The organism is Mycobacterium sp. PS03-16 (assembly GCF_004570325.1).
Classification (GTDB): Bacteria; Actinomycetota; Actinomycetes; order Mycobacteriales; family Mycobacteriaceae; genus Mycobacterium.
In genome coordinates, this window is the sequence record NZ_SPQO01000048.1 from 1 (window position 1) to 15,105 (window position 15,105).

Consider the following 15,105-nt stretch of genomic DNA (forward strand, 5'->3'; position numbering starts at 1 on the left):
GGAGACGCCGGTGCGCCGACAGCGGGCGCCGGGGCTGCGCCACCGCCGTACCCGGCCGGCGCCGCCCACGCCGCGCCGCCGGTGTCGGGCATCTCGAACGCCGCGGCGGGTTCCGCGCCGACCGTGCCGATCGCCGCGTCGAAGCACCGGGCGATCGCGTCGCGCGCGGCCTCCAGCGTCGCCACCCACTCGGCCTCGATATCGCTGTCCACGAACGGTTTCACGTGCTGGTCGACGAGTTCGCTCGCGGCCGCCCGATCCCCCACCCCCGTCCTCACCGTCTGCGCGGCGGCCAACCACGCTCCGCGCACGCCGTCGGTGCGGGCGTCGACCTCCTCGCTCGCGGCCACCTTGTCGTCGACGATCCGCCACACGTCGTCGCGCAGGCCGGCCACCGCATCGGCCGCGGTGGCCAGCGCGGCGGTCGCACGCGCCGAGGCCTCGCCGTGGCGGCGCAGGAACTCTGCCGCCGCCTGACCTCCGCCGCCCCGCCAGGCCACCGCCAGCTCGACCAGCTGGTCGTCCTGAATCTGCGCCGCGGTCCGCGCCACCCGCACCGCGGATTGCAGAGCGGCATGGTCGGCGTCGAGTGCGCGCAGGTCGAGCCCGTCCTCGCTGCCGTAGGCATCGTCGACCGCACCGGGCACCGCGTGACAATGGCCGAGCGCCTCGCAGGCGCGCAGGTACTGCGCGAAGTGGTCGACGGCGGATCTGCCCTCGGCCAGCCGGCCGGCGACGTCGAACAGCTGGGCCACCGCGGCTCACCGCACCCTATCGGCGGCACGGGCGTCGGCCTCGGTGTAGCGGTCGGCGCTGGCCCGCAGGCCCGCAGCGATACCCGATGCGGCCCTCGACCAGTCGCTCAGCGCGTATCCCAGGTCGTCGAGGGCCCGGCGGAGCGCGTCGCCGTGCCCGCCGTAGGCCCGGCCCGCCGAGGCGCCGTCGAACGACAACGCGGACAGATGCGTGCGCACGGCGGTGTCGACCAGACCCGCGGCGTCGTCGTACCGCGCCGCGATCGCGGTCAGCGCCACGACATCGATGCGGGCGGGGTCAGCTGCTCCCATGCCAGTTAGGACGCGCTGGCAGCGCCACCGGTTCCGCCTCAGGTCAGCGGTGTTCGCTCACCGATTCGGCGACCCGGACGGCCAGCTGCCGCGCCGTGTCCTCGTCGGCCGCCTCCACCATCACTCGGACCACCTGTTCGGTTCCCGACGGGCGCAACAGGATTCGTCCGGTATCGCCGAGTTCGGCCTCGGCTTCGGCGACCGCCGACTGCACCGACGGGGCCTGGGCGACGGTCGCCTTGTCGGCGACCGAGACGTTGATCAGCACCTGGGGCAGGGTCTGCATGGGTTCGGCGAGCGCCGCGAGCGGCCTGCGGGTCTGGGCCATCCGCGACATCAGCCGCAGGCCGGTGAGGATGCCGTCGCCGGTGGTGCCCAGGTCCGGCATCACGATGTGGCCGGACTGCTCACCGCCCAGCGCATAGGACCCGGCGCGCAATTCCTCGAGGACGTAGCGGTCCCCGACGCTGGTGGTGCGGATCTCGATTCCGGCCGCGCGCATCGCCAGGTGCAGCCCGAGGTTGCTCATCACCGTGGTGACCAACGTGTTGGCGGTGAGCTCACCGGCCTCCTGCATCGCCAGCGCGAGGATCACCATGATCGCGTCACCGTCGATCACCCGTCCGTTGGCGTCGACGGCCAGGCAGCGGTCGGCGTCGCCGTCGTGGGCGAGGCCGAGGTCCGCGCCGTAGGACACCACCGCGGACTGCAGCGTCTCCATGTGGGTGGAGCCGCAGCCCTCGTTGATGTTGAGCCCGTCCGGGTCGGCGTTGATGGTCAGCACGTTGGCGCCGGCCGCGCGGTAGGCCTGGGGTGCAGCGGCCGAGGCGGCGCCGTTGGCACAGTCGACGACGACGGTCAGCGCGTCGAGGCGGGTGGTGACGGCCTTGCCGACGTGGCGCAGATACCGGTCGAGGGCGTCGGGCGCGTCGACGACGCGGCCGATGGCGGCACCGACCGGACGTTCTCCGGGGCCTTGATGGACGAGTTCGGCGATGCGGTCCTCGGTGGCGTCGTCGAGCTTGTGGCCGCCGGGGCCGAAGATCTTGATGCCGTTGTCCGGCATGGGGTTGTGCGAGGCGGAGATCATCACGCCGAAGTCGGCGTCGTACGCACCGGTCAGGTAGGCGACCGCGGGAGTGGGCAGCACACCAGCCCGCAGGGCGTCGACGCCCTCGCTGGCCAGTCCCGCGATCACCGCGGCCTCGAGCATCTCCCCGCTGGCGCGTGGGTCGCGACCGACGACGGCGACCCGGCGGCGCGCGTGTCCGCCGGAGCCCAGGCGACGGGCCGCCGCAGAACCAAGCGCCAATGCGAGTTCAGCGGTCAGCTCGCGATTGGCGACTCCGCGCACCCCGTCGGTGCCGAACAGTCGAGCCATGGACTCCAACATCTCACACTTGCGGGCCGCGGAGCCAACTCGCCGCGGCCGCACTCGGGCCGTCGCCGGATCGGTATCGGGGCGAGACGCAGACAGCACACCGCCCGCATCCGTGGCGGATGCGGGCGGTGCGGTGGGTGGCCCGATTACTGGTTGGGGCCGAGCGGAGTCGGGTTGCCCGGAGCCTGAGCGGGGCCGCCGCCCGGCGCCTGGCCGGATTGACCCGGGGTGCCGGCGTTCTGCTGCAGCGTGACGTCGCCACCCGGAACGGTGCAGACGGAGTCGGAATTCGTACCGCTGTCCGCGGCTTCGGCGAGGACATTGACGCTGCCGATATCGGCCACATCGCAGATTGCGGCGGCAACGGTGGCGGCGACGCCGACATTCACGTCTTCGAGAACCGTCACGTCCCCGACAGCGAGGTTGACCAAGCCGTCCTGCAACTGCAGCGGCTGCGCGTTGGCCAGGCCGAGTCCGGCTGAGCACAGAAGCGCTCCGCCCATCACAGCACCGGCGGACACGCGCTTCACGATCGTCTTCATTGAGTCACTCCTCATTCAGTCGAAGAAGCACAGTCCGATCCCCCGACGGGCGACTGACCCGCACCGGAGGCAGGATTGGCCTGCCGTCGTCATCGACGCCCGCGCTTCCGAGCAAGGCATTCCTTGATCGGGGAATTATCAAACTGATTTCCCGCGGGAAATTCGCCAGCAAAGCGTATACTAGGCGCCAACTAATTAACTACCGCGTCAATGAATGTGCCCGTGCCGGGCAGGTCAGGCGCTACTTCCTATATCCGCGCCAGGCACCCGGTTCGTTACTCACGGCCTGAAGATTCTCCGCTCAGCACCACCGCAGAAAAGCACACCGCCCGCATCCGTGGCGGACGCGGGCGGTGCACCTGGGAATTCCTAGCCGGTTTCGGCCGGAGCGATCTCACCGGTCTCCCCGGCGTCACCCGCCTCGCTCGGAGCGCTGTCGGCCGGCGCGCCCTCGTCGGACTCACCCTCCGGGGCGCTCTGCGTGCCCTCGCCGCTGTCGGCGGCCTGCGGCTGGGCCGGGACCGGTGCGGCGTTCTGGATGGCCAGCGTGCCGCCGGGCAGGCCCTCGCACACGGTCAGCGGCGCACCCTCGGCGTCCACTCGCTGGGCGAGCGCCGACACGTCCGCGACCGGGGCGCCACAGATGGCGCTGGCGGCGTCGGCGGCGGTATTGGTGTCCACACCCTCGAGGATCGTCGCGTCGCCGACGGCGACGGTGACCAGGCCATCGGGCGCCTCGACGGGCTGCGCGTGGGCCAGCCCGAGGCCGGCGGTGAACAGCGAACCGCCCACGAAGGCGCCGGCGGTGGTGGTCTTGACCATGGTCTTGAGAATGTCGGTCATCAACTACTCCTTTTCAGTCACGAGGCCACGGCCCGATCGAACGCGAGTGACTGACTCGCTGCCGGAGGCAGATCCGGTCTGCCGACGCCCCATATGCGGCGCCCGCGGCCTCGTGTCCGCACATTTCCGATTCGTCCGCCGGAACTCAATGCCGTCCGGCAAATTGCCTCGCGTAGTTGAAACCCACTAATTAACTGATGGTGCTCCGAATTCCAGCAACGTCACTGGGTACAGATGAGTTTCGGCGCTTAGGCCGACGCGCTCATTCTTTCCTGAATTCGCGCTGTGTGTCCGGTCACAAACGCAAATCGCCGGGCACGTCGTGAGACGTACCCGGCGATTCGGACGTGCGATCAGCGCTTGCTGTACTGAGGCGCCTTACGGGCCTTCTTGAGGCCGTACTTCTTGCGCTCGATGGCGCGCGGGTCACGGGTGAGGAAGCCGGCCTTCTTCAGCGCGGGCCGGTCCTCGGGCTGGACCAGGATCAGCGCACGGGCGATGGCCAGGCGCAGCGCACCGGCCTGCCCGGACGGGCCGCCACCATCGAGGTGGGCGTACACGTCGAAGCTCTCCAGCCGGTCGACGGTCACCAGCGGAGCCTTGATCAGCTGCTGGTGCACCTTGTTGGGGAAGTAGTCCTCCAGGGTGCGGCCGTCGAGGTTGAACTGGCCGGTGCCGGGCACCAGACGCACCCGCACCACGGCCTCCTTGCGGCGGCCGACGGTCTGGATCGGGCGGTCGATGTAGACGGGCTCACGCGGCTCGGCGTACTCGGTGACCTCTTCGGTCGTCTCGATGCTCTCGGTCACTGCGCCACCTGCTTGATCTCGAACGGAATCGGCTGCTGCGCGGCGTGCGGATGCGTCGGGCCCGCGTACACCTTCAGCTTCTTCTGGACCTGACGGCTGAGCTTGGTGTGCGGCAGCATGCCGACGATCGCGTTCTCGACGACGCGGGTCGGGTGCTTGAGCAGCAGCTCGCCGATGGTGCGCCTGCGCAGACCGCCGGGGTAACCCGAGTGCCGGTAGGCGAATTTCTTGGTGAGCTTGTCGCCACCGATGGCGACCTTCTCGGCATTGATGATGATGACGAAGTCACCACCGTCGACATTGGGCGTGAATGTCGGCTTGTGCTTGCCGCGCAGCAGCTTGGCTGCTTCGACGGCGAGACGGCCGAGCACCACGTCGGTGGCGTCGATGACGTACCACGAACGTGTGGTGTCACCCGCCTTCGGCGTGTACGTAGGCACAGCGCTTACCTTTCTCAAGTCGGGGTTCACACCCCGGCAGTGGGATCCCGGAGACCCGGGTGACGGCCCGGCGTGGCGGAGGGCGACTCTCGGCGGCCGACGTTGACCCGAGAACCCTGACCTGCACCGCACGCCGACGTGGGAGCTTACCCGCGCGCATCGGTGCAGGTCAAAACGCGCTCCACGGCCATCCCGACGCCGTCCCGCCGAACGAACTGTGCGGTCCCGCCGGGCTCCCCTCCCGGACGGGACCGCACAGGGTCTTCGGGCCGGGCTAGGCGCCCCAGGCCTGGGCGGCGCTGCGGTCGGTGGCGGCCATGTCGTCCGCGCCGTCGCGCACCGCGTTGCCCAGCCCGTACAGGATCTCGTTGAGCGACGCCGCGGCCTGGTCCCAGCGGCTCTGCTCGACGCGGTAGGCGTCGGCCGCCTCCCTGGTCCAGACCTGCTGCAGCGGCGTGATCTGCGACTTGAGCTCGTCGAGGGCGGCGTTGAGCCGCGCGTGGGTGGAGTGGATCTCCTGGCGGACGGTGTACTCGATCTCGCCGAAGTCGTACGACAGGACGTGTTCCATGGGCTCTACTTTCCGGGCTACAGGGTGGTGCCGACGGCGGCGATCTGGGCGGAGTGCGCGTCCGCGGCGGCCAGCAGCGTCTGCTGATTGCTGCGCATGGTCTCGGCGATCCGCTGCAGCGCGGTGTGCAGTTTCAGCGATTCGGCGTTCCAGCGGTCCACCACCTCGCGGAAGCGCGTCGCGGCGACCCCGCCCCAGACCTCCGGCGGCACGCTGGTCATCCGGCCGATGAAGGTGTGCAACATCGCGCGGATCTCCTCGTTGCGGGCGTCGATCGCGCCGGCGACCGTGCCCATGAGTTCGAAATCGGTGGTGAGCGCTCCACCGCCGGCTGTGGTCATCGGACTCGTTCCCTTCTGCTGATGTCCTTTCTTCTTTTGACGGCACGCCCGGTCATCCGGTTCCCTCTGGAGCGGCCTTTTCTGAGGCCACCGCATGCGCCGAGCGCACCGCGCCCTCGCACGCCGACTGGAGCAGGGCGGAGCCCGCGGGTGGGCCCTGGCACCCGATGGCGATGCGCACGGCTTTGTCGACCAGGACGATCCAGTCGGTCCGGTGTCCGGCCCGGTGCTCGCGGTAGGTGACGGCCGGCCGCCCCGCGCGCTGGTCGGCGGGCCGGAAGTCGGTGAACACCTCGGCGCGCTCCCCGCCGAGGGCGGCGCGCAGTGCGGCCGCGACCTGATCGAGGGTGTGCGGTCCCGGCAACACCGACTGGGTGAGGTGCAGCGCGACGCCGGGCTCTGTCGGCGCCGCGATCCGCAGCCGGGCCGAACCGCTGCCGACGGTGATTCGCTCGACGGCCCAGCCGGCCGGAACCAGCAGCGCGACGTGGCCTTCCGTCAGCAGCACCGCGGACTCCTGCTGCGACGGGTCGGCCGCCGGCGTGAGGGCGGCCGCCGCGGCGACGAGCGTGGTGACGACGGCGCCGGCGAGCACGGGAAGCGGTCGAGTGAGGGGGAAGGACCCGCGCCGGGTGGGCTCGGGCACGGCGGGCGCGAGCGGGCTGGGCAGCCGCGCAGCCGCCCTGCCCACGGTCAGTGGACCGCACACCGAGGCGGTGGTCCCGCGGGCGCGCAACGCCCCGACGATCGCCTCCGCGAGTGCGGTGGCGCCGTCGATGCGCGTCGGCGCGTCCACGAGGACCGGACCCGACTCCGCCACGGCGTCGACCACCGCGGCGATGACCGCGCGCTCGCGTGTGCGGACCACGGTCGATGTCGTGCGCGCCGCGATCACCACGTGCTCGGGCCCGATCTCCACAACGCTGGCCGCACCGTCGGCGAGCACTGCGGATCGCGCCACCGCCACCACGGCGGGGCAGAGTTCGCGGGCGGCGCCGAGCACCACCTCGACCCGTCGCCGGGGCCACCACGTCGGGTGCACCAGCAGCAGTCCGCCATCGACCTCGCCGGCGGCCGAGCGCAGCACCTGGACCCACACCTGCGCCACGGCGACCGGCCGGTCGTCGACGAGCATCAGCGCGTCGTCGACTGATTCGATTGCCGCCGCGGCCAGTTCGTCATCGACGGCGGCCGGTCCGCGCACCGCGGCGGGCCCGACCTCGACGACGGTCACGGCGGATCCGTCCACGCCACCTGAATCAGCTGATCGGGCCTGCCCCGGGTGATCAGCGTCGCGCGCCCGGGCGGCAGCGCCGCGGGCCGCACACCACCGAGCAGCACCCCGTCCTCGGGCCCGGAGCTCATCATCAGGCCGGTCGCGCCCAGGTCGCGCAGCCGCGCCAGCAGCGGGTCGAACATGGCCCGGGCCGCGCCGCCGGAGCGCCGCGCCACGACGACGTGCAGGCCGACGTCGCGGGCGAGCGGGAGGTAGCCCAACAGCGGGGCGAGCGCCGCTCCCCCGGCCACCAGGTCGTGGTCGTCGACGACGACATACAGTTCCGGGCCCGACCACCACGACCGCGTGCGCAATTGGCGCTGGGTGACGTCGGCGTCGGGCATACGCGCGGCGAGCCGGTCGGTGAGCGCGGCAACGGCAGCGGTGAGCGTCGCCTCCGACATCGCGTACCCGGCCAGATGCCCGGATTCGACGACCCCGAGCAGTGTGCGCCGGAAGTCGACGACGAGCAGTTGCACCGCGTCGGCGGTGTTGGCCTCGACCAGTCCTCGGCACAGGGTGCGCAGCACCGCCGTCTTACCGCACTCCACGTCGCCGAACACCAGCAGATGCGGCTGTGCACCGAAATCCACTGTGACGGAACCTGGTTCGTGCTCCCCGACGCCCAGGGCGACGCGCGTGGCCCGGTCCGCGCCTTCGAGGGGGTCGAGGGTGGCACGGTGCACGAGCAGCGGCAGCGTCGCGATCCGCGGAGCGGCGCGGCCGCCGTACCGGACCCTCAGCGTGTCGGCGGCCGTGGCGAGCGCCGCCGCGAGCCCCTCCTCACCGGCGTGTCCGTCCAGGCGCGGCAGCGCGACGGTCAGCTCGCGGCCCTCCCGGGTCAGGCCCCGTCCCGGCGGAGCGTCGCCGAGGTCGCGGGCGCGGCGACGGTCCATCTCCGATTCGGCCGGGTCCCCCAGCCGCAGCTCGATCCGCGTGCCGAGTTGATCCTTGAGCGCGGGACGCAGATCTGCCCACCGGGAGGCGGTGAGCACCACGTGCACGCCGTAGGCCAGCCCCTGCACGGCCAGCGCGCTGATCGCCGCCTCGAGGTGCTCGAGATCCCGGCGCAGCACCGCCCATCCGTCGACCACCAGGAACACGTTGCCGTATGGATCACCGTTTTCTCTCAACTCGCCACTGGTGCAACGGGTCCGGTACTCGCGCAGCGAATCCACCCCGGCACGGCGGAACGCCGCCTCCCGCCGCCGCACCAGCGCGTCACATTCCGCGACGATGCGCCGGATCAACTCGCCGTCCTGGCGGCCCGCGACGGCGCCCACGTGCGGCACATCCCGCACCGCGGCGAGCGCGCCACCCCCGAGGTCGACCCCGTACACCTGGACGTCGCGGGGATCGTGGGTGGCCGCCAGCGCCAATACCAGCGTCCGCAGCGCGGTCGACTTGCCCGACCGCGGCCCACCCACCACGACCACGTTTCCGGTCGCCCCTTCGAGGTCGACGCGCAACAGGTCACGGCGCTGCTCGAACGGGCAGTCGACGAACCCGATCGGCACCGACAGTGGACGGGCCTGGTCGGACGGCGACCGGGACAGTACCGCGTCGAGGGTCGGCGGCTGGGCCAGCGGCGCCAGCCATACCGGATGCGCCGGCGTGCCGTGACCCGTCAGCCGGGCTGTGACCGCGTCGAGGATCGAGGGACCGGTGCCCGGGTTCAGCGGTGGTGCAGTTTCTTCGATGGCCGGCGCGGCGGTGAGCAAGGCGGGTGCGGTGACGGCCGGGGCCGGTTCGCACCGCGCGGACGGCCCCGACACGTACGCGGCCCGGAAACGCGTCATCTCCCCCGACGCCGTCTTCAGATATCCCACGCCGGGTGTGCTGGGCAGGGTGTGGGCGTCGGGTACGCCCAGCACGGCACGGGATTCGCTCGCCGAGAACGTCTTCAGACAGATGCGATAGGACAGGTGGGTGTCCAGGCCGCGCAGCCGGCCCTCGTCCAGACGTTGGCTCGCCAGCAGCAGGTGCATCCCGAGCGACCGGCCCACCCGGCCGATCGCCACGAACAGCTCGGCGAAGTCGGGATGCCGGCTGAGCAGTTCGGAGAACTCGTCGACGACGATCACCAGCGCGGGCAGCGGCGCCAGGTCCGGCCGGGTGCTGCGGGCCTGCCGGTAACGGCCGATGTTGGCGACGTTTCCGGCCGCCCGCAACAGGTGCTGCCGCCGGTGCATCTCTCCGGCGAGCGCATCGCGCATGCGGGCCACCAGGTGCGCCTCCTCGGCGAGGTTGGTGATCACCGCCGAGACGTGGGCGAGCCGTTCCAGACCGAGGAAGGTCGCGCCACCCTTGAAGTCGACCAGGACGAGGTTCAGCGTCTCCGGCGGATGGGTGGTGACCAGTCCCAGCGTCAGTGTGCGCAGCAACTCGGACTTCCCCGATCCCGTGGCACCGACGCACAGGCCGTGCGGACCCATACCGCCCTCGGCGGCTTCCTTGAGGTCCAGCTCGAGCGGTAGGTCGCCGTCGGTCAATCCGATGGGCACACGCAGGGTGTCGGCCGGTCCGCGTGGCCGCCAGCCCTGGTGCGGAGCCTGCGCCGACGGGTCGGTGAGGCCGATCAGGCCGGCCCAGTCGCGCCGCACAGCGCGTGCGGGAAGCGTGCGGACGGCGGCCAGTCGGCGCGCGCACGCGGTGGCCCGCACTCGGGACAGCGCATCGGGTCGGCACGCCCGGGTGTCGGCGCCGCGACGGATCACCACCTCGTCGGCGCTCACGTCGAGCACCACGTCGCCCTGAGCTACGCCGACGCAGATCACCGTCGTGTCCGGTGCGGCACCCGGGGCGGGCACACCGTCGACGATCACCACGGAAAGCGTTGCCGGACCGCCTCTTTGATGTGGTAACCACTTACACCACTGCCACTCCGGCTGGGCTTCCGTGCTGGCCGCGACGGCGACCGCGACGTCCTCGGCGCGGTGCCAGGTCGCGAGCTGGCACACCGCGGCGCGGACCAGATCCCTGGCGGCGCCGAGATCGCCGGTGACACCGATCACGCCGGCGCCGGTCAGTGCCACGCAGATCGGGAGGTCCTCGACGGTCGACCGGTCGTGCAGCAGCGCGCGCAGCGCCGCCTCGGTGACCGGGTCGACGTCGTCGGCGGTTCCGCGCGCGGGCGCAACGAGCCGGAGCCACAGCGGACGGTCACCGAGGCCGATCCGGACGTGAGCGAAATCGACGTCGCCCGGGACGCGTTCGCCGTGCCGTGGTCCGCCGGCCGCGGCCCAGAGCGTCTGCGGTGCCGGGTCGCGGTGGTGGCCGCTGCGGTACTGCTCGGCCGCGGCGTCGGCCACCGCGCGGTGCACTCCGTCGAGATAGCGCAGGTAGTCGCGACGATGGCGGTCGATCTCAGCGCCGCGATGCGATCCGCGTGCGGCGAACGCCAGCGTGCCGAGCAGCGAGACCGCCATCATGGCCGGGAAGAACCCGGACATCGGGCCGCGAGTGTGCGCGGCGCCGGAGGTGAAGTACAGCACCATCATTCCCGCCGCGGCCACGAGCACGGCGATCGGCAGCAGCCGGGCGAGCAGATGCGCACCGGTCGCCGCGGGAACCGCCGGAGGTGCCTGCACCGAGAGCTCACCCCCGGCGCTGGGCAGGCCGGTGTTGTCCATCGTCGTGTTCGACGCGCCGGATCCGCGTGCGGTTCCCTGTCCCCAGCCGCGAACCTTTCTGCGTTGAGGTGTCCTTCGGTGTCGCTACGGTGGCGACGTCGCCATCGACCGGGGGGAGGCCCATGTCGGCACAGGTGTACCGCATCTCCGTGCACGCCGGAGACGACGGGACCGCAACGGATCTGGTGGTGCCCGCGCATCTGCCGCTGGCGGCGTTACTGCCCGACATCGTCCGGCTCGCGGCCCCCGAAGTCGGACCGGGCCGGCACTGGCGATTGTCCCGATTGTGCGGGACGGTTCTCGACGAGGACGCCGCCCTCGCCGATCAGGACGTCGGCGACGGGGACCTGCTGGTCTTGCGCGACGCAGCGCAACCCCTACCCCGGTTCGACCGCACCGACCTCGCCACCGCGGTGGCGGCCACGGCCGCGCCGCCCACGGACACCCGCGCGCTGCGGTCGTCGGCGGGGCTGTGGATCGCGCTGGCCGGTCTGGTCGCGTGGCCGGTCGTCCCGCCCGGGCAGTGGCTGTCCACGGTGACGGCGGCGGTGACGCTGTGCGGCGTCACCGCGGTCGCGGTGACGGCCGGACGCTCCGGGCGCCGGCTGTGGGTCGGCGGTCCGCTCGCGGTGCTGGCCGTGGTGACCGCCGCCGTGTGCGCGTCGCAGCTCACCGGCGGGCCGCTCGGACCGGAGCAGGCGTTGCTGGCCGCCGCGGCCGCCGCCGCCATGTCGTCGGTGCTGCTGCGGTTCGGTCTCGGGCCGCCGATGCTGTTGACCGCGCTGGTGACCGGGGCGCTGATCACGTCGGCCGGCTGGTGCGCCGCGGTGGTGTGGCGGTTGCCGGTCCCCGCGGTGGGGGTGGTGCTGGCGGTGCTCGCCTTCGGGGTGCTCACCGCGGCGCCGCGGATCTCGATCGCGCTGACCGGGCTGGCGCCGGCGGCGTCGCTGACCGACGCACCGGTCGACGACGCCGCGTACCGGGCGGCCGCCGGGCACCGGATGCTCACCGGACTGGTGCTGGGATGCTGCGGGGTATTCGTATTCGCCTCGGCCGCAATCGGTTTTGCGCGCGGGTCCGCGGCGTGGCCGGCCGGCGCAGTGTTCGGCGCCGCGGTCGGGGCGGCGCTGCTGCTGCGGGGCCGCACCTACGCATCGGGTCGGTGCCGCGCCGGGCTCACGCTGGCCGGGGTGGCGGCGCTCACCGCGACGTTCTGCTGCACGGTCGCCGCGATACCGCAGCACGGGCACTGGGCGGCCGCGGCGGCGGTGGCCGGCGGTGTCGTCGCCATCTGCCACGACGCCCGCTCCGAATCGACGCCCGTGGTCGCACGCGCGGTGGAGGTCGCCGAGTATGTTGCACTGGCCGCGGTCGTGCCGACGGCGTGCGCGGCGCTCGGGCTGTTCGACGTGGTCCGCCATGCGAGCCTGCTGTGACGCTGCTGAAGCGAGGTGCGGCAACTGTCCTGGTCGGCGGGCTGATGATGGCGGCACCGATGGCGGTCGCATCTGCGGTGACACCCCCACCGGTGGATGACACCCTGCTCCCCCCGGCTGGACCACCCGCCCCGACTCAGCGCACCGAGCAGCGCAGGGACTGTGCGGGAGGCGGACCGGAACTCGGTGCGGCGTCCGGCACCACGCAACTGGCCATGCTGGACCTGCCGCAGGTGTGGCCGCTCAGCCGCGGGGCCGGGCAGACCGTCGCGGTGATCGACACCGGGGTCAGCCGCCACCGGCTGCTGCCGCGACTGCTGGCCGGGGGCGACTACGTCTCCACCGGTGACGGCACCGACGACTGCGACGGCCACGGCACGCTGGTCGCCGGGATCATCGCCGCGACCGGCGCGTTCAACGGCGTGGCGCCCGATGCCACCGTGCTCGCGATCCGGCAGTCCAGCAACACCTTCGGCCCGGCCGACGATCCGGCGGCGACCGGCTACGGCGATGTGCACACGCTGGCGCGGGCCGTCCGCGCCGCCGCCGACCGCGGCGCCACGGTGATCAACGTGTCGTCGGTCGCGTGCCTGCCGGCCGCCGACATCCTCGACGACCGCGCGCTCGGCGCGGCGCTGTCCTACGCGGTCGACGAGCGCAACGCCGTCGTGGTCGCCGCGGCGGGCAACGTGGGCGGGCCGGGCCAGTGCCCCGAACAGAACCCCACCGCGGCAGCCGAATCAAATTGGGCCGCTGTGCATTCGGTGGCCAGCCCGGCCTGGTACGACGATCTGGTCCTCACCGTCGCCTCGTCCGGGGCCGACGGTGCGCCGTCACCGTTCAGCCTCGCCGGGCCCTGGGTGGACGTCTCCGCGCCCGGCGAACACGTCGTGTCGCTCGACCCGGACGGTGAAGGCCTGATCGACACCCTGCCCGCAACCCGGGATGGAAAGCCGATCGCGGGCACGAGTTATTCGGCGCCGGTCGTGTCCGGGGTGGTGGCCCTCGTGCGGGCGCGGTGGCCGCAGTTGACCGCCCGTCAGGTGATGCAGCGGATCGAGGACACCGCGCACCACCCGCCCGGCGGGTGGGATCCGCTGCGGGGGCACGGCATCGTCGACGTGGTGGCGGCGGTCAGCGGCGGTGCGCCCGCCGGTCCGCCGGAGAGCCGCCTGCGCGCACTGGACCCGCCCGTCGACGCGGGTGCGGACCCGCGGCACCGCCGTCTCGCGATGGCCGGTGCCGGTGTGTGCGTCGTGATCGCGGTGCTCGCCGCGGGCGCCTCAGCGCGCGGGCCGCGGCGCCGGCTCGACGACGTCGCGCACCACTGACGCTGCGGCGCGGCTCAACTCGGGCCCCCGCGGCAGACGCGCGAGGACCGGCCACGGGGCGGGCAGCGGCGGCGCCCGCAGACCCAGCCGCTGCGCGGTGTCGTCACCGGCCAGCCCGTAGAGCACCCCGAGGCCGCTCACCAGGTAGCGCGGCTGCGCATCGCCGCCTCCCCCGGTGACGCTCACCGGCCGCACGTGCACGCTGCGCCCGTGCGGAATTCGCACCGCGTCGACGGCGGGCCCGGCGCCGTCGGCCTGGGCCAGCTCGACGATTCCGGACGCATCGCGCAGCATGTCGGCGCCGTCGAGCACGGCGGTGTGCACGGCGCCCGCCCCGTCGGTGGTCCAGTGCGCACACAGCGTCCGGGGATCGGCCACCGTGACGCGCGCCGGGTGGGTGTCGACGGGAAGAAAGTCGGTGATTCCGGCGGCGGCGACCGCGTCGGCGGCGACGGTGGGGATGTCGCGGCCGCGCTGCGGGACGGTGAAGCGAATCAGGTCGGCGGTGAGTTCACCGATGCGCTGGACGCCGTCGGCCAGCACGACGTAGTACTCGCCGGCCCCAGCCCGGGACACCGTGACGACGGCTCCGACCGGGTGTCCGGCCAGTGCGCCGGGCTTGCCGGCGCCTGGCACCGAGGGCGCGGTGAGTGGCGGGTTCTCGGGCAGCGCGTCGAGCAGCGTTCGCGACACCGGTCGCGGGCGCACGCCGTCGAGGTGGAGCGCGCGCACCACCGCGATGTCGCGCAGATCGACCGCGTACCGACGGCCGCCGTGGAGCAGATAGGTCGTCGCGGGCCCCTCGGAGCGGGGGTGCACCAGCACCGCGGCGTCGGCCGCGAGCGCGCCCGCCGGGCCGGGTCCGACGAGCACGGTCGTCGCGACCTCGGTGTCGCACACCGTCCAGGCCGCCTCGGATGCCACGAGCGGAGGGGCGACGGTGGCCGGCGCCCCGGGGATCCCGACGAGCGGGCCGCGGGCTGCCGATGCGAGGGCCGCGGGGTCCACGGTGCGGGGCTCCTCGGCGGATCCGACGATCAGCCGCGCCGAGGTGAGGTTGGGGACGGGATGCAGGGTGTCGCCGATGCGGACGTACAGCGCGCCGGTGCCGCGTTCGGCCACGATCGCGGCGTCCGCCAGTCCGGGCTGCGGTCGCAGCAACGCCAGGACGGCGCAGCCGGCCAGCGCGACGGCAGCCAGCACGATGCCGGCGGCCAGGGCGATCGACTGCGCCCGTAGCGGGTCGTCGATCATCCGAAGGTCGCCGCGCACCAACGCGTGGCTCATACGCCGCGTCAGAAATCGGTACCCGCTGACGTGCAGCCGGGTCGTCGGTCGCCCCATGTCCTCCCCCGCGTCGAGCCTAACGGCGGGCCGGGGCCGGTCGGTGCGCCGATTCGGCGGGTCGAAACCGGGTGTGTCAGTTCGGTGTGCGT

At 72.7% G+C, this 15,105-nt stretch carries 13 protein-coding genes and 1 pseudogene; 2 read left to right on the top strand and 12 right to left on the bottom strand.

Annotation, left to right across the window (positions count from 1 at the left end; genetic code table 11):
• The 11 genes and pseudogenes from E4P42_RS24625 to eccCa all read right to left on the bottom strand — a co-directional run.
• Positions 1–755 (bottom strand): annotated as a pseudogene (locus E4P42_RS24625) (hypothetical protein); the annotation flags it as partial.
• 6 nt (positions 756–761) lie between these two features.
• The gene (locus E4P42_RS24630; RefSeq protein ID WP_135129008.1) at positions 762–1,067 is read right to left on the bottom strand and encodes a type VII secretion target; all 306 of its coding nucleotides are present in this window, start codon (positions 1,065–1,067) and stop codon (positions 762–764) included.
• Between the two features lie 43 nt (positions 1,068–1,110).
• The gene (gene glmM, locus E4P42_RS24635; RefSeq protein ID WP_135129010.1) at positions 1,111–2,448 is read right to left on the bottom strand and encodes a phosphoglucosamine mutase; all 1,338 of its coding nucleotides are present in this window, start codon (positions 2,446–2,448) and stop codon (positions 1,111–1,113) included.
• A 146-nt stretch (positions 2,449–2,594) separates the two neighbouring features.
• Positions 2,595–2,990, bottom strand: coding sequence for a hypothetical protein (locus E4P42_RS24640; RefSeq protein WP_135129012.1), 396 nt, complete (start codon positions 2,988–2,990; stop codon positions 2,595–2,597).
• A 369-nt stretch (positions 2,991–3,359) separates the two neighbouring features.
• Positions 3,360–3,833, bottom strand: a complete 474-nt coding sequence (locus E4P42_RS24645) for a hypothetical protein (protein WP_135129014.1) — start codon at positions 3,831–3,833, stop codon at positions 3,360–3,362.
• Positions 3,834–4,186: 353 nt separating this feature from the next.
• Positions 4,187–4,630 (bottom strand): 30S ribosomal protein S9, encoded by a 444-nt coding sequence (gene rpsI, locus E4P42_RS24650; protein ID WP_245234215.1) that lies wholly within the window; start codon positions 4,628–4,630, stop codon positions 4,187–4,189.
• 8 nt (positions 4,631–4,638) lie between these two features.
• The gene (gene rplM / locus E4P42_RS24655) at positions 4,639–5,082 is read right to left on the bottom strand and encodes a 50S ribosomal protein L13 (protein WP_135129018.1); all 444 of its coding nucleotides are present in this window, start codon (positions 5,080–5,082) and stop codon (positions 4,639–4,641) included.
• 274 nt (positions 5,083–5,356) lie between these two features.
• Positions 5,357–5,653 (bottom strand): WXG100 family type VII secretion target, encoded by a 297-nt coding sequence (locus E4P42_RS24660; RefSeq protein ID WP_135129020.1) that lies wholly within the window; start codon positions 5,651–5,653, stop codon positions 5,357–5,359.
• A gap of 17 nt (positions 5,654–5,670) precedes the next feature.
• Positions 5,671–5,994: a WXG100 family type VII secretion target gene (locus tag E4P42_RS24665; protein WP_135129022.1), complete on the bottom strand. Its 324-nt coding sequence runs from the start codon at positions 5,992–5,994 to the stop codon at positions 5,671–5,673.
• Between the two features lie 52 nt (positions 5,995–6,046).
• Entirely contained in the window at positions 6,047–7,228 is a 1,182-nt protein-coding gene (locus E4P42_RS24670) for a type VII secretion-associated protein (protein WP_245234214.1), read from the bottom strand.
• Entirely contained in the window at positions 7,225–10,902 is a 3,678-nt protein-coding gene (gene eccCa, locus E4P42_RS24675; RefSeq protein ID WP_135129024.1) for a type VII secretion protein EccCa, read from the bottom strand. Before eccCa ends, E4P42_RS24670 begins: the two co-directional genes overlap by 4 nt.
• A 122-nt stretch (positions 10,903–11,024) precedes the next feature.
• Between eccCa and eccD the strand changes: the two genes are divergently transcribed.
• The gene (eccD, locus tag E4P42_RS24680) at positions 11,025–12,338 is read left to right on the top strand and encodes a type VII secretion integral membrane protein EccD (protein WP_135129026.1); all 1,314 of its coding nucleotides are present in this window, start codon (positions 11,025–11,027) and stop codon (positions 12,336–12,338) included.
• A gap of 2 nt (positions 12,339–12,340) precedes the next feature.
• A complete protein-coding gene (gene mycP / locus E4P42_RS24685) occupies positions 12,341–13,669 on the top strand; it encodes a type VII secretion-associated serine protease mycosin (protein ID WP_371287081.1) in 1,329 nt (442 codons plus the stop codon).
• On the opposite strand, the gene eccB is transcribed toward mycP, so the two are convergent.
• Positions 13,622–15,013 carry a type VII secretion protein EccB gene (eccB, locus tag E4P42_RS24690; RefSeq protein ID WP_135129028.1) on the bottom strand — a complete coding sequence of 464 codons (1,392 nt, stop codon included), beginning with the start codon at positions 15,011–15,013 and terminating at the stop codon, positions 13,622–13,624. The genes mycP and eccB overlap by 48 nt on opposite strands.
• Between the last annotated feature and the right edge of the window lie 92 nt (positions 15,014–15,105).